26 protein-coding genes are annotated in these 26626 nt (G+C 63.0%); 8 read left to right on the top strand and 18 right to left on the bottom strand.

The window, feature by feature from the left end; all coding sequences use genetic code 11:
• Window positions 1–14: 14 nt before the first annotated feature.
• Window positions 15–257 (top strand): helix-turn-helix domain-containing protein, encoded by a 243-nt coding sequence (locus H8790_RS12840; RefSeq protein ID WP_187332908.1) that lies wholly within the window; start codon window positions 15–17, stop codon window positions 255–257.
• Window positions 258–331: 74 nt separating this feature from the next.
• On the opposite strand, the gene H8790_RS12835 is transcribed toward H8790_RS12840, so the two are convergent.
• Genes H8790_RS12835 through aroF form a run of 8 tightly spaced genes read right to left on the bottom strand, consistent with a single transcriptional unit; the run spans window position 332 to window position 8750 of the window.
• On the bottom strand, window positions 332–1528 hold the full coding sequence (locus H8790_RS12835; protein WP_187332907.1) for an aminotransferase-like domain-containing protein: 1197 nt from the start codon (window positions 1526–1528) through the stop codon (window positions 332–334).
• Window positions 1525–1962, bottom strand: coding sequence for a type II 3-dehydroquinate dehydratase (gene aroQ / locus H8790_RS12830; protein WP_187332906.1), 438 nt, complete (start codon window positions 1960–1962; stop codon window positions 1525–1527). The genes H8790_RS12835 and aroQ overlap by 4 nt, the downstream gene beginning before the upstream one ends.
• Complete coding sequence (locus H8790_RS12825; protein WP_187332905.1) at window positions 1959–3185, bottom strand: shikimate kinase; 1227 nt, start codon at window positions 3183–3185, stop codon at window positions 1959–1961. Before H8790_RS12825 ends, aroQ begins: the two co-directional genes overlap by 4 nt.
• A gap of 2 nt (window positions 3186–3187) precedes the next feature.
• On the bottom strand, window positions 3188–4327 hold the full coding sequence (locus H8790_RS12820) for a bifunctional chorismate mutase/prephenate dehydratase (protein WP_187332904.1): 1140 nt from the start codon (window positions 4325–4327) through the stop codon (window positions 3188–3190).
• Window positions 4328–4368: 41 nt separating this feature from the next.
• On the bottom strand, window positions 4369–5454 hold the full coding sequence (gene aroC, locus H8790_RS12815) for a chorismate synthase (RefSeq protein WP_187332903.1): 1086 nt from the start codon (window positions 5452–5454) through the stop codon (window positions 4369–4371).
• Window positions 5441–6658: a 3-phosphoshikimate 1-carboxyvinyltransferase gene (aroA, locus tag H8790_RS12810; RefSeq protein ID WP_187332902.1), complete on the bottom strand. Its 1218-nt coding sequence runs from the start codon at window positions 6656–6658 to the stop codon at window positions 5441–5443. Before aroA ends, aroC begins: the two co-directional genes overlap by 14 nt.
• Window positions 6655–7713, bottom strand: a complete 1059-nt coding sequence (gene aroB / locus H8790_RS12805; protein ID WP_187332901.1) for a 3-dehydroquinate synthase — start codon at window positions 7711–7713, stop codon at window positions 6655–6657. The genes aroA and aroB overlap by 4 nt, the downstream gene beginning before the upstream one ends.
• 20 nt (window positions 7714–7733) lie before the next feature.
• Entirely contained in the window at window positions 7734–8750 is a 1017-nt protein-coding gene (aroF, locus tag H8790_RS12800; protein ID WP_187332900.1) for a 3-deoxy-7-phosphoheptulonate synthase, read from the bottom strand.
• Window positions 8751–9179: 429 nt separating this feature from the next.
• Here aroF and H8790_RS12795 point away from each other — a divergent pair, with 429 nt between their 5' ends.
• Window positions 9180–10697: a YifB family Mg chelatase-like AAA ATPase gene (locus tag H8790_RS12795; protein WP_187332899.1), complete on the top strand. Its 1518-nt coding sequence runs from the start codon at window positions 9180–9182 to the stop codon at window positions 10695–10697.
• A 50-nt stretch (window positions 10698–10747) separates the two neighbouring features.
• Here the strand turns inward: H8790_RS12795 and H8790_RS12790 are convergent, their stop codons facing one another.
• A complete protein-coding gene (locus tag H8790_RS12790) occupies window positions 10748–11707 on the bottom strand; it encodes a DMT family transporter (RefSeq protein ID WP_187332898.1) in 960 nt (319 codons plus the stop codon).
• Between the two features lie 237 nt (window positions 11708–11944).
• Here H8790_RS12790 and thiI point away from each other — a divergent pair, with 237 nt between their 5' ends.
• From thiI to H8790_RS12775, 3 genes are read left to right on the top strand one after another with little or no spacing between them, the layout of a single operon-like run.
• Window positions 11945–13156, top strand: a complete 1212-nt coding sequence (thiI, locus tag H8790_RS12785) for a tRNA uracil 4-sulfurtransferase ThiI (RefSeq protein ID WP_187332897.1) — start codon at window positions 11945–11947, stop codon at window positions 13154–13156.
• Window positions 13153–13323 carry a hypothetical protein gene (locus H8790_RS12780; RefSeq protein ID WP_187332896.1) on the top strand — a complete coding sequence of 57 codons (171 nt, stop codon included), beginning with the start codon at window positions 13153–13155 and terminating at the stop codon, window positions 13321–13323. Before thiI ends, H8790_RS12780 begins: the two co-directional genes overlap by 4 nt.
• A 38-nt stretch (window positions 13324–13361) precedes the next feature.
• Window positions 13362–14615 (top strand): competence/damage-inducible protein A, encoded by a 1254-nt coding sequence (locus H8790_RS12775; RefSeq protein WP_187332895.1) that lies wholly within the window; start codon window positions 13362–13364, stop codon window positions 14613–14615.
• 48 nt (window positions 14616–14663) lie between these two features.
• On the opposite strand, the gene H8790_RS12770 is transcribed toward H8790_RS12775, so the two are convergent.
• The 3 genes from H8790_RS12770 to H8790_RS12760 form a co-directional block, all read right to left on the bottom strand.
• Window positions 14664–15194 carry a GNAT family N-acetyltransferase gene (locus tag H8790_RS12770; RefSeq protein ID WP_187332894.1) on the bottom strand — a complete coding sequence of 177 codons (531 nt, stop codon included), beginning with the start codon at window positions 15192–15194 and terminating at the stop codon, window positions 14664–14666.
• Window positions 15195–15219: 25 nt separating this feature from the next.
• Window positions 15220–15552, bottom strand: coding sequence for a cupin domain-containing protein (locus H8790_RS12765; RefSeq protein ID WP_187332893.1), 333 nt, complete (start codon window positions 15550–15552; stop codon window positions 15220–15222).
• Between the two features lie 207 nt (window positions 15553–15759).
• Window positions 15760–16287, bottom strand: a complete 528-nt coding sequence (locus H8790_RS12760) for a hypothetical protein (RefSeq protein WP_187332892.1) — start codon at window positions 16285–16287, stop codon at window positions 15760–15762.
• A gap of 302 nt (window positions 16288–16589) precedes the next feature.
• On the opposite strand from H8790_RS12760, the gene H8790_RS12755 reads away from it, so the two are divergent.
• A complete protein-coding gene (locus H8790_RS12755) occupies window positions 16590–17852 on the top strand; it encodes an amidohydrolase family protein (RefSeq protein ID WP_187332891.1) in 1263 nt (420 codons plus the stop codon).
• A gap of 54 nt (window positions 17853–17906) precedes the next feature.
• Here H8790_RS12755 and H8790_RS12750 read toward each other — a convergent pair whose 3' ends face one another.
• Genes H8790_RS12750 through H8790_RS12740 form a run of 3 tightly spaced genes read right to left on the bottom strand, consistent with a single transcriptional unit; the run spans window position 17907 to window position 19757 of the window.
• A complete protein-coding gene (locus tag H8790_RS12750) occupies window positions 17907–18698 on the bottom strand; it encodes a hypothetical protein (RefSeq protein WP_187332890.1) in 792 nt (263 codons plus the stop codon).
• A complete protein-coding gene (locus H8790_RS12745) occupies window positions 18692–19387 on the bottom strand; it encodes an ABC transporter ATP-binding protein (protein ID WP_187332889.1) in 696 nt (231 codons plus the stop codon). The genes H8790_RS12750 and H8790_RS12745 overlap by 7 nt, the downstream gene beginning before the upstream one ends.
• Window positions 19368–19757 carry a GntR family transcriptional regulator gene (locus H8790_RS12740; RefSeq protein ID WP_187332888.1) on the bottom strand — a complete coding sequence of 130 codons (390 nt, stop codon included), beginning with the start codon at window positions 19755–19757 and terminating at the stop codon, window positions 19368–19370. The genes H8790_RS12745 and H8790_RS12740 overlap by 20 nt, the downstream gene beginning before the upstream one ends.
• 192 nt (window positions 19758–19949) lie before the next feature.
• Between H8790_RS12740 and H8790_RS12735 the strand changes: the two genes are divergently transcribed.
• The gene (locus H8790_RS12735; protein ID WP_187332887.1) at window positions 19950–20417 is read left to right on the top strand and encodes a hypothetical protein; all 468 of its coding nucleotides are present in this window, start codon (window positions 19950–19952) and stop codon (window positions 20415–20417) included.
• 47 nt (window positions 20418–20464) lie between these two features.
• Here H8790_RS12735 and H8790_RS12730 read toward each other — a convergent pair whose 3' ends face one another.
• Genes H8790_RS12730 through H8790_RS12720 form a run of 3 tightly spaced genes read right to left on the bottom strand, consistent with a single transcriptional unit; the run spans window position 20465 to window position 23452 of the window.
• Window positions 20465–21307, bottom strand: a complete 843-nt coding sequence (locus H8790_RS12730) for an HAD hydrolase family protein (RefSeq protein WP_187332886.1) — start codon at window positions 21305–21307, stop codon at window positions 20465–20467.
• Between the two features lie 58 nt (window positions 21308–21365).
• Window positions 21366–22619, bottom strand: coding sequence for a PSP1 domain-containing protein (locus H8790_RS14050; RefSeq protein WP_187332885.1), 1254 nt, complete (start codon window positions 22617–22619; stop codon window positions 21366–21368).
• Window positions 22616–23452 carry a DNA polymerase III subunit delta' gene (locus tag H8790_RS12720; protein WP_243208511.1) on the bottom strand — a complete coding sequence of 279 codons (837 nt, stop codon included), beginning with the start codon at window positions 23450–23452 and terminating at the stop codon, window positions 22616–22618. Before H8790_RS12720 ends, H8790_RS14050 begins: the two co-directional genes overlap by 4 nt.
• Window positions 23453–23720: 268 nt before the next feature.
• On the opposite strand from H8790_RS12720, the gene ppdK reads away from it, so the two are divergent.
• A complete protein-coding gene (gene ppdK / locus H8790_RS12715) occupies window positions 23721–26354 on the top strand; it encodes a pyruvate, phosphate dikinase (RefSeq protein ID WP_187332884.1) in 2634 nt (877 codons plus the stop codon).
• The last annotated feature ends 272 nt before the right edge of the window (window positions 26355–26626 follow it).

Here is a 26626-nt window from a genome sequence, read left to right as displayed (position 1 = left end):
TAGAGGTGATGAATATGGTTGTCAAAGAGGCGGTAGTTGCCAGATTTATAGAGCTTTGTGATGAGCGGCAGATACGGCCCAATGAACTTGCAACAAGTTCAGGTGTTACACCATCCACGGTATACAGTATGTTGGACAGCAGCCGCAAAGATGTCTCTATCGTGACCATCAAAAAACTGTGCGACGGTCTGGGAATCTCCTTGGGCGAATTTTTCTCCAATCCGATCTTTGATAACTTGGCTCAGGAGATACAATAACTGCGATTTGGAACTCGTATCTGATTCAAACAAAACGACCCGCTCCGCCTGTAACCGGCGGAGCGGGTCTCTCTTTATCTTCCCAGATACTTCCTTGTAAACACGCCCAACTGTTCACAGCCCCGGACGATGTCCTCGTCCGACGGGGTGGAAAAATTCATGCGGAAGCTCCGGCAGGGCGCGCCCTCGTCGGCGGCAAAGGCGCTGCCCGGCACCACGGCCACGTGGGCATCCGCCGCCAGGCGGGCGCAGTAATCCAGCATGCCGGCCCCCTCGGGCAGGGTGCACCAGAGGAACATGCCGCCGTCGATAGGCAGGTAGGAAATGCCGGAGGGGACCGCCTCCCGGTCCAGGCAGTTCATCATCAGCCGGGCCTTGCGCCGGTAAACCTGCTTCAGGCCCGTTAGGTGGGCCGCAAAATCCGTCTCCGTGATCAAGCGGTGGCAGAGGATCTGCGGCAGAGCGCTGGTGTGCACGTCGTCGCCGGCCTTGTCCCGGCTCATGCGGGTGACAAGCTCCCGGTTGGCCACGGCGTAGGCCACCCGCAGGCCCGGCGCCACCACCTTGGAAAAGCTGCCGCAGTAGATGACCCGGCCCTCCTCATCCAGCGTCTTGATGGGCGGCAGCGGCTCGCCGCAAAACCGCAGCTCGCCGTAGGGGTCGTCCTCCAAAATCACGATGCCGTACCGGCAGGCCAGGCGGTAGACCTCCCGCCGCTTCTCCGCGCTGAGGGTGACGCCGGTGGGGTTTTGGAAGTTGGGGATGGTGTAGAGAAAGCGGGCGTTGGGATGGGCCTTCAGCTTGCGCTCCAGGTCTGGGATGCTCATGCCGTCCGGCTCCATGGCCACGCCCACCGTGTCCGCCCCGCAGGAGCGGAAGGAGTTGAGCGCGCCCAGGAAGGTGTACTCCTCGCACAGCACCACGTCACCGGGGTCGCACAGCGCCCGGGCGGTGAGGATCATGCCCTGCTGGGAGCCGGTGGTGATGAGGACCTCGTCCTCCACGCCGCCCACGCCGCAGCGCTCCCGCACCCAGCGCTTCACCGTGTCCCGCAGGGCGGGGTAGCCGCTGGACAGGTTATACTGCAATGCCGCCACCGGCTGCTCGGCGAAAATCCGGCCGCACAGGGCCGCAAGCTCCGCCACCGGGAAGGCCTCCGGCGCCGGGTTGCCGGCGGAGAAGGGGATCAGGGACGGGTCGTTGGTGTTTTTCAGCAGCTTTTCCACGCTGTCGCTCTGGCGGCTCATGAGCCTGGAAAAATGGTAGTTCACTGTGCTTCCCCTCTTTTCTCCAATGTGCGGATGGCCTCCAGGTACCCCTCCAGGCCCATGCCCTTGATGGTGCGCACGCACCCAAGGGAGATGTAGGACACCTGCCGGAAGGGCTCCCGGCTGTCTACGTCGGAGATGTGGACCTCCACCGTGGGGAGGTTCACGGCCTTCACCGCGTCCAAAAGCGCCACGCTGGTGTGGGTATAGGCGCCGGGGTTGATGACGATGCCGTCGCACTTGCCGCGGGCCTCCTGAATCCAGTCCACCAAATCCCCCTCGTGGTTGCTCTGGCGGCAGATGAGCTCATGGCCGTGGGCGGCGGCGTAGCCCTCCAGCAGCTCAAGAAGCCCCGCATAGCTGACGGTGCCGTAAATCCCCGGCTCCCGGACGCCCAAAAGGTTCAGGTTGGGGCCGTTGAGCACCATGATCTTCATAGGCTTTGCCACTCCTTTGCAATGATCGCGGCGGCCTCCTCCGTGCCGCAGGCGGAGCAGTCCACGCTTACGTCGGCCATGGACTGGTAGACCTCCCTGCGCTCTTCATAGAGGGCCCGGATGGCCTCGGGGCTCTTGGAGAGGGGCCGCCCCTCGCCGGAGAGCGATTCAAGGGGCCGCTGGAGGTAGTAGACGCGGCCGTTCTGGCGGATGAAATAGCGGTTCTCCTCCCGCACCGCCGTGCCGCCGCCCAGGGCCAGCACGATGCCGTGGCGGGCGCTGACCTGGCGCAGCACCTGGGACTCTATGTTCCGGAAGGCGTCCTCCCCGCCGGAGTCGAAAATCTCCGATATGGGCTTGCCTGCGGTGCGGACAACCTCCTCGTCCAAATCCACGAAGGGGCGGCCCAGCCGCTTGCCCAGCATGGCGCCCACCGTGCTCTTGCCGCTGCCGGGCATGCCCATCAGCACCAGGTTGGTCTGCTCCGCCGTGATGCGGCGCAGCGCGGCCTCGGCCGACGCGTCGGAGATGCGCCGCCCGGAGAAGTGCTCCCCCGCCCGCTGGGCCTGGATCACCAGCATAGGAAGGCCGCAGGTGGCGGGAATCCCCCGCTGCCGGGCCTGGTCCACCAAGTAGGTGGTCAGGGGGTTGTAGACCGCGTCCACCACGCCCTGGAGGTTGGGGAAGACGCCGATGTCCACCGCCGCCGCGCCCGCAGCGGGGTACATGCCCACAGGCGTGGTGTTGATGAGGATTTCCGCGCCCGCGTGGCGGCGGATGTTCTCATAGTTGTCCGGGCCGGAGCGGGAGATGGTGACGATCTCCTCCGCGCCCAGGTCCTCCGCCACCGCGTGGGCGGTGCGGGAGGTGCCGCCGGTGCCAAGGATCAGCACCTTGCGGCCCAGAAGGCTGATCCCCGCACGGCGGATGCAGGCGGAGAGGCCGTCATAGTCCGTGTTGTAGCCATAGAGCCGCCCGCCCCGGTTTACCACCGTGTTCACCGCGCCGATGCGCTCGGCCCGGTCGTCCACCTCGTCGCACAGCCGCAGGGCAAGCTGCTTGTAGGGGATGGTGACGTTGACGCCGTCAAAGGCGCGCTGGGTGAAAAACTGCTCCGCCGCCGCCTCGTCCATGGGGAGAAGCCGGTACTCGCAGCCCCACATCCAGCGGTGTAGCTGGGGGGAAAAGCTGTGGCCCAGTGTCTTTCCGATGAGCCCGTACATGGTTACGCCTCAGAGTAAGCGCCCAGGAAGGTCATTTCCTCGGTGCAGCGGGTCAGGTCGCACAGCATCTTCACCGTCTGCTCCTCCCGGCAGTCCGCGTCCACGTCGGCATAGAAGAGGAAGTCAAAGTCGTGGCCCGGGATGGGGCGGCTCTCCAGTTTGGAGACGTTGACGCCCACGGTGGCGAAGGTGGAGAGCACCTCATAGAGGGAGCCGGGGCGGTGGGGCACGCGGAAGAGGATGCTGACCTTATTGACCCCTTCCAGAATCTGGAGGTCCTTGGCGATGCAGATGAAGCGGGTGTAGTTGTTGTCGCTGTTCTGGATGTCCCGGTGGAGCTGCTTGAGGCCATAGAGCTCGCTGCACTCGGCGGAGCAGATGGCGGCCACGTCGGAGCGGTCGGACTGGGCCACATGCTTTGCGGCCATGGCCGTGTTCTCGCAGATGGTGACCTTGGCGTTGGGGTACTTCTTCAAAAACTCGCTGCACTGGCCGATGGCCTGCTCGTGGGAGAAAATCTCCCGGATGTCCCCGTCCGTTGTCCCCGGCTTCACCACCAGGGAGTGGTTGATGCGCAGCTTGATGGAGCGGACGATATAGAAGCTGTGCTTGCGCATCAGGTCGTAGACCTCGTTGACGGAGCCGTAGAGGTTGTTTTCAATGGGCAATATGCCGTAGTCGCAAAGGCCGCTGCCCACCGCCCGGGCCACGCCCTCAAAGCTGTCCATGAACATGACGCCGGCGGAGGCGAACAGCTTGTCGCAGGCAATCTGAGAGTAGGCGCCCTCCACACCCTGGCAGGCCACGGTGACGTTCTGGGGCAGCTTGCGGGGGGAAGCCTCCAGGGCGGATTTGATCTGCTCCTCCAGCTGCTGGCTCTCGCCCATGCGGGCGGACTGATAGGCCCGGCTCATGTCGAAAAGGGTCTTGAACAGCATCCGGGTGTAGTTGGCCAGGTCCGGGTCCTGATCTGCCGTCAGCCGGGCCAGGATTTCCCGTTCCCGGGTGCGGTCCAGGATGGGCAGCTTGTTGGAGCGTTTATAGTCGGCGATCTGGCTGGACAGGTCCATGCGCTGGGTGAAAAGGTCCCGAATCTGATTGTCAACGGCGTCGATCCCGGCGCGCAATTCCTGAATGTCCATAGTAGGTACTCTCCTTTATTCTCATTCAATATAAGATCCGTTCAGTTGTTATCGTATAAAAGGTCCAGCAGCACAATGGCCGTCACCGCTTCCGCCACCGGCACCGCCCGGGGGACGATGCAGGGGTCGTGGCGGCCGCGTATGCTGAGTTCCGTCTCCTCCATGGCGATGAGGTCCACGGACTGCTGCGGCTTTGCAATGGAAGGGGTTGGCTTGACGCCGATGCGCAGCACAAGAGGCATGCCGCTGGTCATGCCGCCCAAAACGCCGCCGTGGTCGTTTTTCGTGGTGACCACCCTCCCCTCCCGCAGGCGGAAGGGGTCGTTGTTCTCACTTCCCCGGCGGCCGCAGCCTGCAAAGCCGCTGCCGAACTCCACTCCCTTGACGGCGGGGATGCCGAAGAGGGCGGCGCTGAGGCGGTTTTCCACCCCGCCGAACATGTGGCTGCCCAGCCCCACGGGAAGGCCAACAGCCACGCACTCGATGACTCCGCCCACGCTGTCGCCCTCCTCCCGTGCCTGGGCGATGGCGGAGCGCATCCGCTGCCCCGCCGCGTCGGAGAGGGTGGGAAATTCCTTTTGCGCCACGGCGCGCAGCGCCTCAAGGTCCGGACAGCAGGGGTCCGGTACCGCGTCATCGATTCCGGCGATGGAACGGATGTGGGCAAAGACCTCGATTCCCCGCTCCCGGAGGAGCTGGAGGCACAGCGCGCCGGCAAAGCACAGCGGCGCCGTCATCCGGCCGGAGAAGGCCCCGCCGCCCCGGACATCGTTCCACCCGCCGTACTTCACATAGGCCGGAAAGTCAGCGTGGCCCGGACGGGGCACGGTCAGGACGTTGGCATAGTCGCCGCTGCGCACATTTTCGTTGCGGATGACGGCGCACACCGGCGCGCCGGTCGTAACGCCGTCTATCAGCCCGGAGAGCACCTCCGGCTGATCCGCTTCGCGGCGCGCGGTGGAAAAGGCGTTCTTTCCCGGGGCGCGCCGCCCCATAAATCGGAAGACCTCGTCCAGGTCGATCCGCTTTCCGGCGGGCAGGCCGTCCACCACGGCGCCGATGGCGTCGGCGTGGGACTGGCCGAAAACCTGTACGGTGAAGTTTTGTCCAAGCTCAAAGGATGTCATCCACAATCCCTCCCAAGGCGCGGAAATCTGCAAAGAACTGGGGATAGGACTTATTCACCGCCTCCGCGCCCATGACGGTGACGTCCCCGCTGCACAAAAGGGAGCCGATGGCGGCGGCCATGACGATGCGGTGGTCGCCGCACCCGTCCACCGTGCCGCAGCGCAGCGCGCCGCTCCCTAAGACGCTGAGGCTGTCGGGCCCTGCCTCGGCGCTGCCGCCTAAGGCGCAGACCATCCGGCGGCAGGACTCAATCCGGTCGCTCTCCTTCAGCCGGAGGCGGCCAGCCCCGGTGAAGGTGGTTTTTCCCCGCCGGGCGCAGGCCAGAATGGACAGCGCCGGCACCAGGTCCGGAATCTCCTCTACCCGGATGGAGAGGTCGCCCTCCTGACTCATGCGGCGGATCACCTCCACCACCGCCCGGTCGCCCTGGACGCTCCAGCCGTTGAGGCCGGTGACCTCCACCCGGTTTTCACCCATGGCAGCGGCGCAGAACCAGAACGCGGCGTTGGACCAGTCCCCCTCCGCCCGCAGGCCATCAGGCGGCGTAAAGGCCTGGTTCCCAGGCACAAAAAAGCCGTTTCCGCTTTTTTCCACCCGAACGCCGAAGGACTCCAGCACCTCCAAAGTGATGTCCACATAGGCCCTCGACTGAAGGGGCGTGGTCAGCTCAATGGCGCTGTCCCCATCCAAATTGGGGAGGGCCAGCAGCAGCCCCGTCACATATTGGGAGCTCACATCTCCCGGCAGGCGGTAGGTCCCGCTGCGCAGGCGGCCCTCCACCGTCAGGGGCAGGTGGTCGCCGGAGATGGTGCAGCCATTCTCCTCCATGGCCCGGACCAGGTCCGCCATGGGCCGGTAGGGAAGCCTTCCCTCCCCGGCCATGGAAAAGCCCTCCGTGACCGCGGCGGCCACCGGCAGGAGGAAGCGGGCCGTGGAGCCGGACTCGCCGCACGGCAGCAGCGGCCGATCCGCCGTGCGCTCCGCCGGGCGCAGGCGGATGGCTGTCTCACTGAGCTCCACCGCGCACCCCAGGGCCCGGGCGCACTGGGCGGTGGCCTCCACATCCCGGGAGAGGCCCCGGCAGGCAATGGCGGTCTCCCGCCGGGAGAGGAGGGCGCAGATCATCTGGCGGTGGAGGCAGGACTTGGAGGAAATGGCCTCCACCGTGCCCCGCAGGACGCTGGGGCGGATGCGGACGTTCATACGCTTGCCCCCTTGATGATCCACCGGTCCAGCTCCTCCATGGTCATCCTCCGGCGGACGGCGGCGCCCAGCCGCTCCGGCACCACAATGGTGATGTCCTTGCCCGAGCGCTTTTTATCCATGTGGGAGGCCTCGCACAGAGTTTTAACCGGCAGGTCGGTGGAGGTGGGCAGGCCGTAGCGCTGCAAAATGGAGATGAGCCGCTCCGTAATCCCCTCCTCGGAGGCGCCCAGGCGCTCGGCGGCGCGGGCCATGAGCACCATGCCAATGGCAACGGCGTAGCCGTGGGGCAATGTGAAGTGGGAGGTGCGCTCGATGCCGTGGCCGATGGTATGGCCAAAATTGAGGAGCTGGCGCAGGCCCAGGTCCCGCTCGTCCTCCTCCACCACGGAGCGCTTGAGCTCACAGCAGCGGGCCACCACGGCCTCGATCTCGCTGCGGATGTCGCAGCGCTCCAACTGTTCAAAGAGGGCTTTATCCAGGATGGCACCGGTCTTGATGGTCTCCGCCATGCCGCAGGCGAACACCTCCGGCGACAGCGTGTCGAACAGGTCCGGGTCGCAGATCACGGCCTTTGGCTGCCAGAAGCAGCCGGCCATGTTTTTGCCGCAGGGCAGGTCCACCGCCGTCTTGCCGCCCACGGAGGAGTCCACCGCCGCCAGCAGCGTGGTGGGGATCTGGACAAAGTCGATGCCCCGCTGGAACACCGCCGCGGCAAAGCCCCCCATGTCGCCGCAGACGCCGCCGCCCAGGGCCGCCAGCAGGTCCGTGCGGGTGAAGCCCTCCTCACCCAGACGGTTCAGGAGTTCCCCCAGGACGGCCAGGTTCTTGCTCTGCTCCCCGGCGGGGAAGACATGGCGCGTCACCTCGTACCCGGTGGCGGCAAAGGAGCGCTCCACCCGGTCGGCGTACAGGGGTTCCACATTGGTGTCGCACAGCACCAGCGCGCGGCAGGGCGCCTTCACCGCCCGGGTCAGCTCCCCGCACCGGTCCAAAAGGCCCCGGCCGATGTGGATGTCATATTCGGGCTTGGTATGCACATGGATGGTGGGCATGGTCCTCTCTCCTTCCGGACTTATTCAATCTCCTCGCGGCAGCGGTACGGCAGCACGTCCCGGACGCACTTGGCCACATCGGCAAAGGTCTCGGGCGTGATGGACTGCTGGCCGTCGCACCAAGCCTTTTCCGGGTGGTTGTGTACCTCCACCATCAGCCCGTCCGCACCAATGATGGCGCTGGCCAGGGCCATGGGCTTCACCAGGGAGCGGATGCCGGTGCCGTGGCTGGGGTCCACGATGATGGGCAGATGGGTCATCCGGCGCAGCAGCGGGATGGCAGAGAGATCCAGGGTGTTGCGGGTGTCGGTGGCAAAGGTGCGGATGCCCCGCTCGCAGAGGATCACCTTCTCGTTGCCGCCGGCCATGATGTACTCGGCGCTCATCAAAAGCTCGGTCAGCGTGGCGGAGAAGCCCCGCTTGAGGAGGATGGGCTTGTCGGTTTTGCCCAACTCCTTGAGGAGCTCAAAGTTCTGCATGTTCCGGGCGCCCACCTGGATCACGTCCACATCCTCGAAATAGGGCAGCTGGGAGATATCCATGATCTCAGTGACCACCGGCATCCCGGCCTGGCGGCTGGCGTTGATGAGCATTTCCAGGCCCTTTTCCCGCAGGCCCTGGAAGGCGTACGGAGAGGTGCGGGGCTTGAAGGCGCCGCCCCGGAGGATGCTGGCGCCGGCGGCCTTCACGGCCACGGCGATCTCGCTGATCTGCTCCTGGCTCTCAATGGAGCAGGGGCCGGCCATGATCTGGAAAGTGCCCCCGCCGATCTTCACGCCGCCCACATCGATGACCGTGTCGGTCTGGTGCATCTTCCGGTTGGCGCACTTATAGGGCTCCTGGACACGCTGCACATCCTGGACGATGCTCATGGCCCGGAGCATCTCCGTATCCACGGCGGTGGTGTCGCCCACCAGGCCCAGGACGGTATTGTTGACACCCAGGGAATCGTGGACGGTCAGGTTCTGTTCGCAAAGCCACTTCTTCAGGGCCTCTAACTGTTTTTGATCGGGATTGGGCTTGAGTACGATAATCATGGTGCATTCTCCTTACGTCGAAAAAAATAAAGACCGCAGTGTGCTACACTGCGGTCTTGCCATTACGAAATTCCTTCAGCAAAACTCGGAACCTTTACCGGCTCTGTGCAGCACAAATATGCTTATTAAAAAAGTAATAAGCATAAAAGAAGCTGTATTCGACGGTAAAGGAGAAGCTACGCATATAAATTCGGTATCCTTTCCTAAGTTCCCTGATTGTGTCTCAGTATACCACCCAAGCTTCATTTGTCAACTTCATTTTCTTTGCCGGAGGGAAATTCCGGTGAATTTGTCAAATCCCATTTCCCCATCCCGCAATTTATGGTAAAATACGCACAAGCATCCAGGCGGCCGCGCACAGAGACGCGGCTGCCGCCCTCCTTTCGCCGCGCCAGGCGGCAATTTTTCAGAAATCCGAGGTGTGTCCTGATGGTGGTCAGCGTGCGATCCCTGGGTCTTTCCGGCGTATCGGGCTATGAGGTCAGCGTGGAGTGCTTCCTCTCCGGCGGCCTGCCCGCCTTTGATATTGTGGGGCTGCCCGACGCCGCCGTCCGGGAGGCCCGGGAGCGGGTGCGCTCGGCGGTAAAAAACTGCGGCGCCAAGTTCCCCGTCTCCCGCATCACCGTGAACCTGGCGCCGGCCAATCAAAAGAAGGCGGGGACGGTGTACGACCTGCCTATCTTCGTGGGGCTTCTGGCCGCGTCGGGCGAGGTGCCCGTCCTGCCGGCGGACGCCGCCTTTCTTGGCGAGCTCTCCTTAAGCGGTGCCACCCGCGGCGTCTCCGGCGTACTGCCCATGGCCCTGGCCGCAGTGAAGGCCGGGGTGCATACCCTCTTCTGCCCCGCCGGCAACGCCGCCGAGGCCACGCTGGCCGAGGGGCTCACGGTCTATGGCGTGAAGGACGTCTCCGCCCTGGTGCGCCACCTCCGGGGTGAAGAGCCCCTCTCCCCCTGCCCGCAATGGACGCCCGAGCCGGAGACGGAGCCCCTTCCGGACTTCCAGGACGTCATGGGCCAGGAAAACGCCAAGCGGGCCATGGAGATCGCCGCCGCGGGCGGCCACAACCTTCTGCTCATCGGCTCGCCCGGCGCGGGCAAATCCATGCTGGCCCGCTCGCTTCCCTCCATCCTTCCGGACCTGACGCCTCAGGAGGCCCTGGAGGTATCGGGCATCTATTCCGTTGCCGGGCTCACGGACCCGGAACACCCGCTTTTGACCCGCCGGCCCTTCCGCAGCCCCCATCACACCGCCTCCGCCGCGGCCCTCACCGGGGGCGGGCCGGCCCTGCGGCCCGGGGAGATTTCCCTGGCCCACCGGGGCGTGCTCTTTTTGGACGAGCTGCCCGAGTTCCACCGGGACGTGCTGGAGGCGCTGCGACAGCCTCTGGAGGAAGGGGAGGTTACGGTGGTCAGGGCCGGAGGCACCCTCCGCATGCCCAGCGACTTCATGCTGGTGTGTGCCATGAACCCCTGCCGCTGCGGCTGGCGGGGCCATCCCTCCGGGAGGTGCACCTGCTCCGACCGGGAGGTGGAGCGGTACGTGCAGAAGATTTCCGGCCCCCTGCTGGACCGCATCGACCTCCACGTGTCGGTCCCCTCGGTGGAGTACGAGGCCATGCGCCGCAGGGAGACGCCGGAGCCCTCCTCCGCCGTCAAGGCCCGGGTGGAGGCGGCCCGCCTCATCCAGCGCCGCCGCTTCGCATCGGAGGACATCTCCTGCAACGCGGCAATGCCCCCTGCCATGATCGGCCGGTACTGCGCCTTAGACGGCCGCTGTGAGCAGCTGATGAAGTCCGCCTTTGAGCGCATGGGCCTCACCGCCCGCTCCCACGACCGCATTCTGCGCATGAGCCGCACCATCGCCGACCTGGACGGGAGCGAGTCCATTGGCCCCCACCACCTGGCGGAGGCCATCCAGTACCGCAACACAGACATCTTAAAGGGGTAACCAAAGAGCGCCGTCAACCAATGGTTGGCGGCGCTCTTTTTTATTTTGCTTCATTGGCCCTGCGCCTGTTTCCCCGCCTCGCGGCGCTGATCCAGCAGAGGCGGCAGCAGATTTGCCAGCGACCCGGCCAGCATCAGCGCAATGCCGATCCAGCGGTTGGGCGCGATCTGCTCATTCAGGATGAGAAGGGCCAGGATGGGCGCCAGGATGGGCTTGAAGAAAAACACCAGTGACACCGTGTTGGCCGGCGCGTACTCCATGGCCAAAAAGTAGCTGCAAAAGCCAACGCCAGTGACGCACACGCTGACATAGAGGAAGGTGGGCAGCGTGGCGGCCGAGTGGCCGGCGAAAAAGGGGATGCGGGCAAACATGTCCAGCCCCAGCCGCTCCATGGCGTCCGCCACGGGGCCGAGGTGGGTCAGCAGCGACAGGGCCATCAGCTCCAGGCTGCCGAACAGGAAGCTGAAGCAAGCGTTGACCGTCCCGCCGTAGCGCTGGCTCTGGCGCTTGCCCATGACGCCGTAGAGGGCAAAGGTCAAGCAGGCCAGCAGCGTCAAAACCACGCCCGAGGGGGAGAGCTCCATGTGGATGGGGTCGATGACAAAGAGGATGCCGGCGATCTCCAATGCCAGGGCCAGGAGGTTCCGCCTGTAAATGGGCTCGCCCAACAGAAGATACGCAAAAAGCAGCACGAACAGCGGGTTGCTGGAAAAGAGCACCGCCACCACCGACGCCTCCGTCCGGGTGACCGCCAGCTGGTAAAGGGTCATGCTTACCGTCATGCCCACAAAGCCGATGCCCACAAAGGGCGTCAGGTCCTTCCACCTCAGGGTGATGCCCCTGTTTTTCAGGGCCCTGAAGGCAAAGGGCAGCAAAATAAGGCCGCCGATGAAAAAGCGGCTGAAGGTCATCTGCAACGGGTTGAATACACCGGAGACCGTCTTCAGCGCGATCTCCATGGTGGAAAACAAAACCGTGGCAATGGCAATGAATACATATCCCTTTTTCATAGGCTCCTCCCTCTCCCGGCGGTTCCCGCCCCTTCTATCTTATGGCAGAGCATGAAAAAAGGCAAGTGCAATGCGGCAAAATCAAAGCTCCCCCTTTTTATCCAGGGAAAAATGCGATATAATGAACTTAAGTATTTGGATTCCCATACCATCCGATCGCCTGGCCGCGCCGCGGCCTCGGAAGCGGTCGGATGGATACTTTCTATTTTCGCGCCCAAGTGCGCATGGAGGGGTTTTATGAACGATACGGCCGCCCGGGAAATGTTTCTTTTAAAATTGGGTGAGGTGGTGCTCAAGGGGCTCAACCGCCGCAGCTTTGAGGATAAGCTCCTGTCCAACGTCCGCCGCCGGGTACGCAACTGCGGCAAATTCAACGTCTACTCCCGCCAGAGCACCATTTATGTGGAGCCGTTGGAGGCGGAGTGCGACTTAGAGGGCGCCTATGCCGCCTGCCGGCAGGTGTTCGGCGTCATCGCCGTGGCCCGGGCCATGCCCTGCGAAAAAAGCAAGGAAGCGGTGCTCGCAGCAGCCAAGACCTATCTTGGCGACGCGCTGCGCCAGGCAAAGAGCTTTAAGGTGGAGACCAAGCGGGCGGATAAGCGCTTCCCCATGACCTCCATCCAGCTGAGCCAGTGGGTGGGCGGCGAGCTCCACGACGCCTTCCCCCACCTGAGCGTGGACGTCCACAGCCCGGACCTCACCGTCTACGTGGAAATCCGGGAAAACGCGGCCTATGTCCACGCCCCGGCTGAGAGCGGCGCGGGCGGCCTGCCCATCGGCATGGGCGGCACGGCCGTTTCGCTGCTCTCCGGCGGCATCGACTCCCCTGTCTCCTCCTACATGATGGCCAAGCGGGGCTGCCAGCTGGAGATGGTCCACTTCATCAGCCCGCCTTACACATCCGACGCGGCCCGGGACAAGGTGCTGGAGCTGGCGCGGCTGCTGACGCCGTGGACGGGGCGGCTGGTGGTGCATCTGGTGCCCTTCACCCACATCCAGGAGGAAATCCGCCGCGGCTGCCCGGAGGAGTACTTTACGCTGATTATGCGCCGCTTCATGATGCGCATTGCCCAGCAGGTGGCCCGGCGCGTGGGCGCCCACGCCCTGGTCACCGGCGAGTCGTTGGGCCAGGTGGCCAGCCAGACCATGCAGGCCCTGGCCGTCACCGAGGACGCGGTCTCGCTGCCCATCCTGCGCCCGGTCATCGGCATGGACAAGGAGGAGATCGTCCAAATTGCCCGAAAGATCGGCACCTTCGACACCTCCATACTGCCCTATGAGGACTGCTGCACCGTCTTCACCCCCCGCCATCCCCGCACCCGGCCCACCGTGGAGGAGGTCCGGGAGGTGGAAGCCGCCCTGGACGTGGACGCCCTGGTGGCGGAGGCCATGGCTGAATCCAGCTGGGTGCGCATCAAGTACGAGGACGGAAGGAGAATCACCGGATGAAGGAAAGGCTTCTTATCTTGGCCACCATGGCTTTCGTGTTCATCGTAACGCTGTGCGCAGGGTGCATCGCCATCCGGAAGCTGCCTGGCGACTACACCACAAGCGCCCTTATCTACCTCTGCGCCGTCATCGCCGTCTCGGCCTGCTACGTGGGCCGGAAGCGGTAAGCGCTTTTCAAGAACCATAAAAACAAGGAGATGGAATCATGGCACATACCGCTGAACTGATCGCCGTGGGCACGGAACTGCTGCTTGGCAACGTGGCCAACCTGGACGCCCAAATCCTCTCGGAGGGGCTGAGCGCCCTGGGCATCAACGTCTACTACCACACCGTGGTGGGCGACAACCCGGAACGCCTCTCCGCCGCGCTGGAGACCGCCCGCCGCCGCTCGGACATCATCCTCACCACCGGCGGCCTGGGGCCCACCTATGACGATCTGACCAAGCAGACCATCTGCCGCGTCTTCGGCCGGGAGTTAGAGCTGCACCAGGATATCGTGGACACCCTGCGGGACATGTTTGCGCGCAGCTTCCACAAGCCCATGACCGAGAACAACATCCAGCAGGCCATGCTGCCCGTGGGCTGCACCGTGTTCGACAACCCCATCGGAACCGCCCCGGGCTGCGCCTTCTGCGAGGGCGGCGTCCACGTGCTGATGCTGCCCGGCCCGCCCCATGAGTGCGAGTTCATGTTCCGCCGCCACGCCGTGCCTTACCTGAAGGGCCTTTCCGGGGACGTGATCGTGTCCCACGACCTGCGGATTTTCGGCATGGGCGAGTCGGAGGTGGAGCAGATTCTGCGAGAGCGGATGAAATCGCTCACCAACCCCACCCTGGCCCCCTACGCCAAGCGCAGCGAAATGCTGCTGCGCTGCACGGCCAAGGCCGCCACCGAAGAGGAGGCGGAGGCCATGCTGGCCCCGGTGATGGAGGAGGTGCGGGGAATCCTTGGGGACGTGATCTACGGCGTGGACGTGGGGAGCCTGGAAGAGGTGTGCATGGCGCGGCTCAAGGAGCGCTCTTTGACCTTTGCCACCGCCGAATCCTGCACCGGCGGCATGATCGCCCAGCGGATCACGGAGCTATCCGGAGCCTCCGCCGTGTTCCGGGGCGGCGTGGTCTCCTACTGGAGCGAGGTAAAGGCCGACGTCCTAAGGGTGCCCCGGCAGCTCCTTGATGCGTACGGCGCCGTGTCCGAGCCTGTGGCAAAGGCCATGGCGGAGGGCGCCCGGGCCGTCACCGGGGCGGACATCGGCCTCTCGGTCACCGGCGTGGCCGGGCCGGACAAGGACGAGCGGGGCAACGAGGTGGGCACCGTGTTCGTGGGCCTGGCCGCGCCCGACGGCGTGTGGTGCAAGGCCCTCTCCTATGGCGCGAAGCGCCGGGACCGCATCCGGGGCAACGCCTCCAACGTGGCCTTTGACCTGCTGCGCCGCTATCTCACCGGCCTGCCCCTGTAGTAAAAAGCCAAGCGGGACGCCTCCCAATGGGGGCGTCCCGCTTATTTATCAGTGTTCGGCGTAGGCCATGACCTCCCGGGCCAGGGCGCGGTAGAACCGGCCATATTCCTCCCGGCTCAGCTCCCGGGGCCAGCTCATGACGATCAGCTCATGGGGCGCGTTTGCCTTGCGGTAGGGCGGATGGGCATGGGGCCAGGGGTTGGCGCAAAAGCCAAGCCGCTCATAAAACCCCTTGCGGCGGCGGGAGATCTCGTCCACCAGCGGGTCGATCTCCAAAACCACCTTCCCCTCCCTTTGGCAGAACTCCCGGAGGATCTGAGAGCCCAGGCCGCCGCCCCGCAGGGAGGAGTTCACCGCATAGTGCTCCACATAGCAAATATCCTCCAGCCGCCAGGAGAACAGCAGGGCCAGCAGCTCACCGTTTTCCCACACGCTTTCGCAGAAAAACCTTGGATCGCCCATGGCCTGAGCCTGATGGGCGGCGAAGCGCTGTTCATGGAGGGGAAAGCTCTGTTCATAGAGGGCAAAGGCCGGCGCAAAGGATGCCTCGTCCATATTGGTGTGGCGAATCCATTCCATTTTTTCGGTTCCTTTCCCAGGGCGGTTAAAACACCACCACCAGCAGCATCTTGAACTTCTCTTCCCCGTAGACCGCATGGGGATGTTTGGCGGGCATCACAATGGACTCCCCCTCGTGGAGGAGGTGCTCCTGGCCGTCAATGGTGATCCGGCCCACGCCGTCCAGGCATGTGACAAAGGCGTCGCCGCCGGACTCGTGGGTGCTGATCTCCTCTCCCTTATCAAAGGAGAACAGCGTTACGCTGACCGCCTGGTTCTGAGCCAGGGTCCGGCTGACCACCTGCCCCTCCTGATAGGCCACCTGGTCTCTCAGACGGACCACCTCTGCCTTGGGGATGTTTTTCATAGGACCTGTCATTCACAGTCCCTCCTTATCTTCTGCATCCGCCCAAGCGGGCGGACAATTTTCGGGCCTTCCGCATTGCGGCAATACCGCTTTGATTGTATTATACCCCGTTTTGCTTTTCAAGGCCTCCCGTGCAAAGCGTTCCTCCAACCGCGTCTTTCGCGGGTTGCTTAGGCTGTCCTTTACGGCGGGGCCTGCCTTGACGAGCGGCTGCCGCCCTTAGCCCGCCGCTGCACTCCAGATATTCGGTCGATCAGAGGATTTCGTATACGAAAAGACGGCGCCAGTTTCTATAAACTCCCAAGTGGATTCTGTGAACGTGACGACCGCCGATTGATCCTCTACCGTGATGACGCCGCGGATTGGGTCGCCGGAGGGATCGGTCGCAGTAAATTCCATGCCATCGGCAGTCAATTCCCCAATCCCGTCACTCAGGGTAGCCAGGCGAAAAATCCCGATCTGCACGATATACTTGCCGTCATCGCCTTTTGCGATCTCAAGGTTCGGTTCGTCCCCATCGGAATCCAGATATTCTCCAATAAAGGCCGTATCATCCAGCGGGAATTGGCCCGCGTCCTCCCCGGCGCCGCTGACGGCGGATTCCGCATCCTGTCCGGCGGCTTGTCCAACATCAGTCGGCCGCACTGCCGCCGAGGTGGATGCCGTCCCGCCGGGCTCTTGGTTGGATGTGCAGCCAGCCAGCAGCATGGCCGCGCACAACAGGGTCAAAATCCTGAGCTTTGCCATCGTATCCGCCTTTCCTGTCATAGAGGCCGCCCGCCGCATCCAGGCAGCCCGCATATTCTGTATACTACCATATTACCCCTTCTTCCTCAAGGCAATTTTTCTGTCGGAACTGGGCTGCTTCCCCCCCTTGCTTTTCTCCAAACTTGTGATATCATGATATCATAATGGAATCAACTCATATAGTTTCGCATGCTTGGCGCGAAAGTTTCTACGGAGCCGCCTGAGGCTCCCGCTATGAGTGTCTGCCCCGTTTCAACACCGGGGCGGGCACTTATTTTCTTTTGATGCAAAGGAGGCCGACTATGGCAATTGAAATTTTAAAGGGAAACCTTGCGGACTTCCCCGCCCTGGGGGAGCTGCGCATTACCGAGGGCGGATATCTGGTGCTGGAGGACGGGGTCATCCAGGGCGTCCACAGCCGCCTGCCCCAATGCTACGCCGCCTGTCCGGTCATCGACTACGGCAGCCGGATCGTAATGCAGTCCTTTGCGGACCTGCATCTCCACGCGCCCCAGTATCCCATGCTGGGCATGGGCATGGACCTGCCGCTTTTAGAGTGGCTTCAGACCTACACCTTCCAGACAGAGGCCCGCTTTGCGGACACGGACTTTGCCCGCGCCGTCTACCGCCAGCTGGCCCGGGAGCTGATTGAAAACGGCACCACCCGGGTGTGTATGTTTTCCTCCCTCCACACCGACGCCACCCTCATCCTGATGGAGGAGCTGAGCCGGGCCGGGATCACGGGCTATGTGGGCAAGGTGAACATGGACCGCCGCGGAGTCCCCGGCGTGCTGGAGGAGACCACGGAGGAGTCCATCCGGGAGACACTGCGCTGGCTGGAAGGCTGCGAGGGCATCCGCGGCATCGCGCCCATCCTCACCCCCCGCTTCACCCCCTCCTGCACCGACGAGCTGATGGCCTTTTTGGGTGCCACCGCGGCAGAGCGGGGCCTGCGGGTCCAGTCCCACCTCTCCGAAAACCTACAGGAGATGGAGCTGGTCCGATCCCTCCATCCGGACTGCCCGCGCTACTACCAGTCCTATGAAAAGTTCGGTCTTTGGAAGGACCACACGGTGATGGCCCACTGCGTCCACTCCGACCGGGAGGAGCGGGACGCCATGCGCCGTGCAAACGTCCTGTCCGTCCACTGCGCCGACTCCAATGTGGCGCTGTGTTCCGGCATTGCCCCGGTGCGCACCATGCTGGACGAAGGCGTGTGGGTGGCCCTTGGCTCTGACATGGCCGGCAGCACCATGCTCCACATGCTGGATGTGGTGGCCTCCACCATCCGCTCCTCCAAGGTCCGGCGCATCCACTCCCAGTGGCAGGAGCCCTTCCTCACCGTGGAGGAGGCCCTCTACTTGGGCACCACCGCCGGCCACAGGTGGTTTGGGGCCGGGAACGGCTTTGCCGTGGGCGACAGGCTCCACGCCATTGTGCTGGAGGATTCCGCCCTGCCCTCTGTGCGGCCCCTGAGCGTCCGGGAGCGGGTGGAGCGCTGCGTCTACCGCCGCCAGGAGCACTGCATCACCGCCGTCTGGGCGGATGGGCGGCAGGTCTTATAAGCGCGTAAATAAAGAGAGGGCCGGCGGAACCCCGCCGGCCCTCTTGTTTCTCTTTTACTCCAGGTTCAGGTGCTTTTTCAGCATCAGCGTGGTGATGACGTAGAACACCGCGCCGTAGAGTGCCACGGCCACAATGGCGATCGACATGCCCACATGCAGGGCGGTCACGCCGTTCAGCTCCCAGGAGAGGTTCAGATCGTCGATGCCGAAGAGCCCCATAGTTCCTAAGATCTGCATGACAAACTGGAAGGCAAAGAAGAACACCACGGACAAAAGCGTCTTGTGGTTGGCAAAGCTGTAGCCCACGGCCATGGCCGCGTAGAACTGAAGGCAGGCGGCCGCGCAGCCCACCAGGGTCAGTGCCAGAAGCTCCGCGAAAAATGCCGCGCCATTGATGGCGTAATAGGCGGTCACCTGGCTCAGGATGTCGGCAATCTCGCGCAAAAAGCCCGTCACCATGCCCACCTGATAGGCCATGATGCAGAAGGAGAGCATCACCGCGATGCCGGTGGCTATAAACCACACGGTGGAGACCAGGATTTTGGACCACACCAGCTGGTGGACCGAGGCGGGCAGGGTGAACATCACATAGCCCTCATCCCCCATCAGGTTGGTGCGGAAGCGGTTGATCATCAGCACAAGGCTCATGATGCAGGCCGCGCTGATGGCCACCACAAAGGCCATCATCAGCAAAAACGCCAGCACATTCAAAAGCCTGCTTTGAGCGCCCTCCATCAGCCGGATGGAGACGTTGGCGCCGAAGGACGTGGCCAGCAGCACCAGATACAGCGGGCCCATAATGCGGCCCGTAGCACGGAATTCGTGCTTAAGCAGTTTTCCTAACATTTGAATACCTCCCGGAACAGGGCGTCCACACTCATGTTGTTGCGCTCCCGGATCTCGTCCACAGAGGATTGCAGCACCACTTGGCCCTGATTGATAAAGATCACGTCGTCCAGCACCTTCTCCACATCCGCAATGAGATGGGTGGAGATCACCACCGCCGCATCGGGGCTGTAGTTGCCGATGATGGTGTTGAGGATGTAATCCCGGGTGGCGGGGTCCACGCCGCCGATGGGCTCATCCAGCAGGTAGAGGCTGGCCTGGCGGCTCATGACCATGATCAGCTGCACCTTTTCCCGGGTGCCCTTGGACATCTGCTTGATGCGCTGGTTCATGCGGATGCCCAGGTGCTGGAGCATCTCCATGGCCGCCTCACGGCGGAAGTCGGGGTAAAAGTCCTTGTAGAAGTCCAGCAGCTGCTGCGTGCTCATCCACAGCGGGATGCAGGTGCGCTCCGGCAGATAGGAGACCAGGGAGTGGGTGATCCTGCCGGGCCGCTCGTCACAGACCAGAAGCTCCCCTTCGCTTGGCGTCAGCAGGCCGTTGGCCAGCTTGATCAGCGTGGTCTTGCCGCTGCCGTTGGGCCCCAACAGCCCCACGATCCGGCCCGCCTCCACCGTCAGGTTCACGTGGTTCAGCGCCGGGACGGCGCCGTAGTTCTTGCTCAAATCCTTACACGCTAAGATCGACATGGCCTCTCTCCTCCTTTGCACTGTCTCTCACCAGTGATACAATCTCCTCACGGCCATAGCCCAGCCGTTCCATGGCCTCCAAAAAGCGCTGAATATGGCCCTCCGCCAGGGCGCGCTTCGCCGTTTCAATCATTTTCTTATCCTCCGTCACAAATCTGCCCGCGGTCCGCTGGCTGTACACCAAACCGTCCCGCTCCAGCTCTGTCAGCGCCCGCTGCATGGTGTTGGGGTTGACCCGGGCCTCCGTGGCCAGGTCCCGCACCGATGGCAGCCGCTCCCCCGCCGGGAAGGAGCCCGACACAATCCCCTGCGTGATCTGGCTGATCAGCTGGGTATAGATAGGGGCGTCGTTTCGAAATTGCCACTCCATTGGAACACCTCCTGTGTTGTTGTCTTAAGCAAGTAATACAATAATACATCAATACAGTTTTGTCAAGCCTTTTCTAAAAAAATTTTTGATCCGGCTCTGGCGGCGCTGATGGAAGGAGCTCCCCCTTGCCTTTCCACCACGGCTCTGGTAGGATGGAAAGCGGTTCCATACTATTAAGAGGAGGATGCGGATATGGTGCATCTGGTCTATTGCGACAACGCGGGAAAACAGGGTGAGCGCGTGTTGGACAAGATTTTATCCGGCAGGAAGACCATGGTGGTCCGGGGCGCGGCAGGGCGGAAAATCCCCCACAGCCGGGTGTTTGCAGGAGAGACGCTGTACTTTATGGAGAAGGGGTCCGGACTGATCTCCGCCCGGGCCACGGCGGTGAAGGTTGAAAACCATGTGAAGCTGGCGGAGGAGGAGATCGGCCAAGTCCTGGATGCCAACCGGGAAAAGCTCAGCCTGACGGAAAAGCAGGCCCAGCGCTGGCACAAAAAATGCCTTTGCCTGGTGGAATTTGAGGATGTGGAGCAATTGGCCCCGCCCCTTGCCTTTGACCACCAGGGGAATATGGACGACTGGCTGATTTTGGAGAAGATTGAAGATGTGGTGGTGGGGACAAGCATCCCCTACAACTACGATCACTCCCGGTTTTAAAAAGAGCCGGGGAGGCGCAGCAGCGCCTCCCCGGCTTTCATGGTTCTTCAGTATTTTTGATCCAAAATCTCCACCACATCCGCCAGGGCGCCCTCGGCGGCGGTGCACACCAGACGGGCCCCGGAGGCGCGGAGACGCTCCACGCAGTTGGCGGGGGCAAAGGGGATGGCGGAGGCCTCCAGCAGCTTCAGGTCGTTGAGGTGGTCGCCGATGCCGTAGGTGTCCTCCGGCGCAGCGCCCACATGGGCGGCCAGAAGCCGGAGCATGTCCCCTTTGTTGGCGCCCTTGGCCGTCACCTCCAGAAGCCACTGGCTGGAGGTGACGATCTCGTATTCGCCGCCCCAGCCCCGGTCCAGAATATATTGCTGGGCCTGGTCCAGCAGCTCCGGCGTCCCCTCCAGCAGCAGCTTGGAGCAGGGGCCCGGCGCATCCAGAAGGTTTTCCACCTCCTCGCAGGGCGCGTGGGTCAGGTGCTTGTGGCGGCGGGTGACCTCGTTGGGGTTCATGCAGTGGACCTCCATGCCGTCGTGATACAGCTCGCAGGCAAGGCCCGGCACCGCCGCAAGGATTTCATTGCCCCGCTCCCGGATGGAATCGTCCAAAAACGCGGTGCGCACATAGGCTTTTTCCCGGATGTCATAGAGTGCCGCGCCGTTGCTCAAAATGCAGGGTGCGTTCATGGGCACGCCGTCGGCAAAGGGCACAAAGGCCGGCAGCGCCCGGCCGGTGGCCACGGTGAAGCGGCCGCCGTTGTCCATGAAATAGCGCAGCGCCTCCAAGTTCCGCTCCGGGACGGGCGGCAGCGGGGACTCGCTTCGCTCCGCGCCGTCGGTGTCCACCAGTGTGTTGTCAAAGTCGCTGGCCAGCAAAACGCCGTCAAATTTTCCCATGGTTCTTCTCCTCACTCAGTAGAAATAGCGGGGAGAGAGACTCTCCCCGCCAATTGGATCAGGATTCGCCCGATTCGCGCGCGGTCCCGCCCTCGCCGTGATGGCCCCGGCGGCGTCCGCCCCTGTGCCTCGGGCGGCGGCGTGCTTCTCCGCCCTCCGCGTTCTGCGGCCGGGGCTGTTCCGCTTTCGCCTCCCTGTGCTTGGGCGGCTGCTCGGGACGCCGGTTGCCCTCCGGCCGCTTCTCAGCGCCCTTCTGGGCCTTCGGCGCCTCCTTCTTCTCTCCGGCCGGACGTTCTCCGCCAGCGCCACGGCCGCCACGGCGTCTTGGCCGGCGGCGGCTCTTTTCCTCGGGAGGGGCGATCTTCTCCCGGGTGGGGACGTCCACGTCCTCAAAGGATGCGGCGATGGGCCGCATCACCGGCATCTCGGATTCCTTGCTCTCCTCCACATAGCGCTCCGGGCGCTCAGCGGGGATTTCGATGCCCTCCCGGCTGCCCTTTCCGTTGCGCAGCACGCAGACCTCGCAGTTGTGGTAGCAGCGGCCGCAGTTGCTGCTCTCGGAGTCCAGGTTCACCTTCACCGTCTCCTTGAGCAGGTTCACCTGGCTCACATTGCCTGTCCCATCCGGGGTCATGACAAAGGAGTCCTGCTTGGGCATGCGGCGGGTGGCGTCCTCATAGGCCTCCTGCTCATATTTGAGGCAGCACATCAGCCGGCCGCAGGTGCCGGAGATTTTGGCCGGATTCAGGCTCAGGCTCTGGGTCTTGGCCATCTTGATGGACACGGGCAGGAAGCTGTCCAAAAACTGGGAGCAGCAAAAGGGCCTGCCGCAGATGCCCAGGCCGCCCAACATCTTGGCCTCGTCCCGGACGCCGATCTGGCGCAGCTCAATGCGTGCCCGGAACACGGAGGCCAGGTCCTTCACCAGCTCCCGGAAGTCCACACGGCCGTCGGCGGTGAAAAAGAAGATGATCTTGCTCCCGTCAAAGCTGCACGACACGCTGACCAGCTTCATCTCCAGCCCATGGTCGGCGATCTTTTTCTGGCAGATGCCAAAGGCATCTTTTTCCCGTTTTTCGTTGTAGGCCAAGGTCTTTTGGTCATTCTCCGTGGCCACGCGGACCACCGGGCAAAGGGGCTGCACCACCTGTTCATCCTCCACGGCGTGGTTGCCCTGGGTGCAGGTGGCGTAGGCCGTGCCCTGGCTGGTCTCTACAATCACATCGGTCCCCGGCGCGATCTCCGCGCCCTTGGGATCGAAGTCATACTCTTTACATCCGCTGCGAAAGCGGACACTGATTACTTCTGTCAAAGGATTCCCTCCAATTCGGCGGCCAGCGCGCCTAAGACGTGGCCCACGCCGACGTTCCAGTCGCACTCCTGCCGATAAGTCTGCAACACCTCTATTGTGCGCATCAATTGCGATTTTGTCAAGTTTTCACGCAATTTTCCGGTGATTTCCTGCTTGTCCGGCGGAGCACCCCGGCCATAGTGCTCCAGAAGTGCCTGGGCGCACAGGGCACGGCTCTGCTCCAGAACGCGGCCCAACTCCTCCCGGCTCGGTTTGGAATGCTCCATTCCAGTCAAAAATTCCACTATCGCGGCAGCCTGTTTCCCGCTGAGCACGCTGCACAGCTCCCGGGCCCTGGAGTCGTCCTCCTCCGGCCCCTCCTCCGCCGCTGGCGCCAGTTTCCACTCCACACAGCGTGAGCGCAGCGTGGGCAGCAGCGCCGCGCTGTTGGCGGCGCAGAACAGGAAGGCAGCGTAGGGCGGCCCCTCCTCCACGGTTTTGAGCAGCAGGTTCTGGCACCGCTCGTCCAGCTGGGCGCAGTCGTCAAAGAGGTACACCTTGCGCCTGCCCTCGTTGGGGCGGATGTAGACGTCGGAGCGGATGGCGCGGAGCAATTCCACAGCCATGATCTTGTGGTCGGCGTCGTGAACGGTGATGACGTCCGGATGGATGTTTGCAAACACCTTCCGGCAAGCCTCACACCGGCCGCAGGGCGCGTCCTGGCCGGCGGTGCACTCCATGGCCGCCGCGGCGCACCGGGCCGCCTCCACCCGGTCCCCGGGGCCGCTGAAAATGATGGCATGTGAAAGAGCGCCGCTCTGGGCCGCCCGGCGGATGCGCGCATGGATGTCCAAGCGTTCACTCCCTTTCAACAGGTGTAAAATCGAAGTCAGTATATCATAATTTTGTGTTTAGATGCGGTAAAACGTGAAAAGTTTCCCTCAAATACCGCATTTTTGTAGGAAATGTGCAAAGGCTTGTCTCAATTTTCACAACTTGGGACAAAAAAATATCAAAATGTGGATTGTCAACGGGGAAAATTGCGTTTATAATCTAATCCTGCGACGATTATTATTAACAAATATGTGTTGTTAAGAAAGAATGAACGGAGGAAATCAAAACATGGGAAAAAAGTATGTGTACCTGTTCAGTGAAGGCAATGGAAACATGCGTGAGCTGCTGGGTGGAAAGGGCGCCAACCTGGCCGAAATGACCAGCCTGGGCATGCCGGTTCCCCAGGGCTTTACCATCACCACCGAGGCCTGTACACAATACTACGCCGACGGCCAGCAGATCAACAAGGAAATCCAGGCTGAGATCATGTCCTACATCACCAAGCTGGAGGTGATTGCCGGCAAGAAGTTCGGTGATCTGAAAAACCCCCTGCTGGTCTCCGTGCGCTCCGGCGCCAGAGCTTCCATGCCCGGCATGATGGACACCATCCTGAACCTGGGCCTGAACGATCAGGTGGTGGAGGCCTTTGCCAAAAAGACCAACAACCCCCGCTTTGCCTACGACAGCTATCGCCGGTTCATCCAGATGTACTCCGATGTGGTTATGGAAGTGGGCAAGAAGTACTTTGAGCAGCTCATCGACGAGATGAAGGAAAAACGCGGCGTCAAGCTGGACACCGAACTCACCGCCGCCGACCTGAAGAAGCTGGCTGAGCAGTTCAAGGCCGAGTACAAGGCCAAGATCGGCGAGGACTTCCCCCAGGACCCCAAGGAGCAGCTGATGGGCGCCATCCGCGCCGTGTTCCGCTCCTGGGACAACCCCCGCGCCATCTACTACCGCCGTATGAACGACATCCCCAGCGACTGGGGCACCGCCGTCAACGTCCAGATGATGGTCTTCGGCAACATGGGCGACACCTCCGGCACCGGCGTGGCCTTCACCCGCAACCCCGCTACCGGCGAGAAGAAGCTCTTCGGCGAGTTCCTGATGAACGCCCAGGGCGAGGACGTGGTGGCAGGCGTGCGCACCCCCCAGCCCATCCAGAAGCTGGCCGAGACCATGCCCGAGGCCTATGCCCAGTTCGTGGACATCTGCAACAAGCTGGAATTCCACTACCGCGACATGCAGGATATGGAGTTCACCATTGAGGATAAGAAGCTCTTCATGCTCCAGACCCGCAACGGCAAGCGCACCGCCGCCGCCGCGCTGAAGATCGCCTGCGACCTGGTGGACGAGGGCATGATCTCCCAGGAAGAGGCCGTCAGCATGATCGACCCCAAGAGCCTGGACTCCCTGCTGCATCCCCAGTTTGACCCCGCCGCCCTGAAGGCCGCCAAGCCTGTGGGCCAGGGCCTGGCCGCCTCCCCCGGCGCAGCCGCCGGCAAGATCGTCTTCACCGCTGAGGACGCCACCGAGTGGGCCAAGAACGGCGAGAAGGTGGTCCTGGTCCGCCTGGAGACCTCTCCCGAGGACATCGAGGGCATGCACTATGCCCAGGGCATTCTGACCGTCCGCGGCGGCATGACCTCCCACGCGGCCGTTGTGGCCCGCGGCATGGGCACCTGCTGCGTCTCCGGCTGCGGCGACATCAAGATCGACGAGACCGCCAAGACCTTTGACTTGGGCGGCAAGCACTTCAAGGAGGGCGACTTCCTCTCCATCGACGGCTCCACCGGCAACATCTACGCCGGCAACATCCCCACCGTGGACGCCGAGATCGGCGGCGAGTTCGGCCGCATCATGTCCTGGGCCGACAAGAACCGCAAGCTGCGCGTGCGCACCAACGCCGACACCCCCAGGGACGCCGCCCAGGCCTTCAAGTTCGGCGCCGAGGGCATCGGCCTGTGCCGCACCGAGCACATGTTCTTTGACCCCGCCCGCATCGCCGCCATCCGCCAGATGATCGTCTCCGAGACCGTGGAGCAGCGCGAGCGCGCCCTGGCCAAGCTGGAGCCCATGCAGCAGAGCGACTTCGAGGGCATCTACGAGGCCATGAAGGGCCAGCCCGTCACCATCCGCCTGCTGGATCCCCCCCTGCATGAGTTCCTGCCCACCGACGAGGAGGACATCAAGACCCTGGCCAAGGAGATGAAGATGACCGTCGCCGACCTGAAGGCCGTCATCGCCTCCCTCCACGAGTTCAACCCCATGATGGGCCATCGCGGCTGCCGTCTCGCCGTCACCTATCCCGAGATTGCCGCCATGCAGACCTCCGCCATCATCAAGGCCGCCCTCGCTGTGCGCAGCCGCCGTCCCGCCTGGAAGATCGTGCCTGAGATCATGATCCCCCTGGTCGGTGAGGTGAAGGAGCTGGCCTATGTGAAGGAAGTCGTCACCAAGACCGCCGATGCCATCATTGCCCAGACCAACGACAAGATGCAGTATAAGGTGGGCACCATGATCGAGATCCCCCGCGCGGCCCTGACCGCCGACGAGATCGCCAAGGAGGCCGACTTCTTCTCCTTCGGCACCAACGACCTGACCCAGATGACCTTCGGCTTCAGCCGCGACGACGCCGGCAAGTTCCTGGGTGCCTACTATGACAAGAAGATCTACGAGTTTGATCCCTTTGCCAAGCTGGATCAGGTGGGCGTGGGCCGTCTGGTGAAGATGGCCGCCGACCTGGGCCGCCAGACCCGCCCGGACATCAAGTTAGGCATCTGCGGCGAGCACGGCGGCGACCCCTCCACCGTGGAGTTCTGCCACAAGGTGGGCCTGACCTATGTGTCCTGCTCCCCCTTCCGTGTGCCCATCGCGCGCCTGGCCGCCGCTCAGGCCGCCATCAAGGACGCCAAGAAATAACAATCCTTGCAAAAGGCCCCTGCTCCAAAGAGCAGGGGCCTTTTTTACTTGATTGGGACATACTGTGGGGCAGGCGGCGGATTCCGGCCGGCAAGCTGCTTGCGGGGCAGGCGGCGGCAATGGCCGCATTTTACAGCCGTATACCCTTGGTTCCGAATGCTGTCGATAGTAGCCGCAAGTTTGGCAGGTTTGCTTATTTTCCACGTTCATTTGATCACAGCCGCCTGATTCTCTCATATTTCATGTACACCTGACAAAACATGTGCAGATGA

The organism is Oscillibacter hominis (assembly GCF_014334055.1).
In the GTDB taxonomy this organism is placed as follows: domain Bacteria; phylum Bacillota; class Clostridia; order Oscillospirales; family Oscillospiraceae; genus Oscillibacter; species Oscillibacter hominis.
Note: the sequence above shows the minus strand (reverse complement) of the source record. Positions and strands in the feature narration are given on the sequence as shown.

Excerpts from the sequence above, each read along its gene's own strand:
- H8790_RS12780 (WP_187332896.1), top strand. The coding sequence starts at position 13,153 with ATGAAGGAAAGGCTTCTTATCTTGGCCACCATGGCTTTCGTGTTCATC.
- aroA (WP_187332902.1), bottom strand. The coding sequence starts at position 6,658 with ATGAACGTCCGCATCCGCCCCAGCGTCCTGCGGGGCACGGTGGAGGCC.
- H8790_RS12775 (WP_187332895.1), top strand. The coding sequence starts at position 13,362 with ATGGCACATACCGCTGAACTGATCGCCGTGGGCACGGAACTGCTGCTT.
- H8790_RS12730 (WP_187332886.1), bottom strand. The coding sequence starts at position 21,307 with ATGGGAAAATTTGACGGCGTTTTGCTGGCCAGCGACTTTGACAACACA.
- aroC (WP_187332903.1), bottom strand. The coding sequence starts at position 5,454 with ATGACATCCTTTGAGCTTGGACAAAACTTCACCGTACAGGTTTTCGGC.
- H8790_RS12765 (WP_187332893.1), bottom strand. The coding sequence starts at position 15,552 with ATGACAGGTCCTATGAAAAACATCCCCAAGGCAGAGGTGGTCCGTCTG.
- H8790_RS12820 (WP_187332904.1), bottom strand. The coding sequence starts at position 4,327 with ATGGACATTCAGGAATTGCGCGCCGGGATCGACGCCGTTGACAATCAG.
- aroQ (WP_187332906.1), bottom strand. The coding sequence starts at position 1,962 with ATGAAGATCATGGTGCTCAACGGCCCCAACCTGAACCTTTTGGGCGTC.
- H8790_RS12840 (WP_187332908.1), top strand. The coding sequence starts at position 15 with ATGGTTGTCAAAGAGGCGGTAGTTGCCAGATTTATAGAGCTTTGTGAT.
- ppdK (WP_187332884.1), top strand. The coding sequence starts at position 23,721 with ATGGGAAAAAAGTATGTGTACCTGTTCAGTGAAGGCAATGGAAACATG.
- H8790_RS12735 (WP_187332887.1), top strand. The coding sequence starts at position 19,950 with ATGGTGCATCTGGTCTATTGCGACAACGCGGGAAAACAGGGTGAGCGC.
- H8790_RS12745 (WP_187332889.1), bottom strand. The coding sequence starts at position 19,387 with ATGTCGATCTTAGCGTGTAAGGATTTGAGCAAGAACTACGGCGCCGTC.
- H8790_RS12825 (WP_187332905.1), bottom strand. The coding sequence starts at position 3,185 with ATGTACGGGCTCATCGGAAAGACACTGGGCCACAGCTTTTCCCCCCAG.
- H8790_RS12755 (WP_187332891.1), top strand. The coding sequence starts at position 16,590 with ATGGCAATTGAAATTTTAAAGGGAAACCTTGCGGACTTCCCCGCCCTG.
- thiI (WP_187332897.1), top strand. The coding sequence starts at position 11,945 with ATGAACGATACGGCCGCCCGGGAAATGTTTCTTTTAAAATTGGGTGAG.
- H8790_RS12760 (WP_187332892.1), bottom strand. The coding sequence starts at position 16,287 with ATGGCAAAGCTCAGGATTTTGACCCTGTTGTGCGCGGCCATGCTGCTG.
- H8790_RS12740 (WP_187332888.1), bottom strand. The coding sequence starts at position 19,757 with ATGGAGTGGCAATTTCGAAACGACGCCCCTATCTATACCCAGCTGATC.
- H8790_RS12770 (WP_187332894.1), bottom strand. The coding sequence starts at position 15,194 with ATGGAATGGATTCGCCACACCAATATGGACGAGGCATCCTTTGCGCCG.
- H8790_RS12750 (WP_187332890.1), bottom strand. The coding sequence starts at position 18,698 with ATGTTAGGAAAACTGCTTAAGCACGAATTCCGTGCTACGGGCCGCATT.
- aroF (WP_187332900.1), bottom strand. The coding sequence starts at position 8,750 with ATGATTATCGTACTCAAGCCCAATCCCGATCAAAAACAGTTAGAGGCC.
- aroB (WP_187332901.1), bottom strand. The coding sequence starts at position 7,713 with ATGCCCACCATCCATGTGCATACCAAGCCCGAATATGACATCCACATC.
- H8790_RS12795 (WP_187332899.1), top strand. The coding sequence starts at position 9,180 with ATGGTGGTCAGCGTGCGATCCCTGGGTCTTTCCGGCGTATCGGGCTAT.
- H8790_RS12790 (WP_187332898.1), bottom strand. The coding sequence starts at position 11,707 with ATGAAAAAGGGATATGTATTCATTGCCATTGCCACGGTTTTGTTTTCC.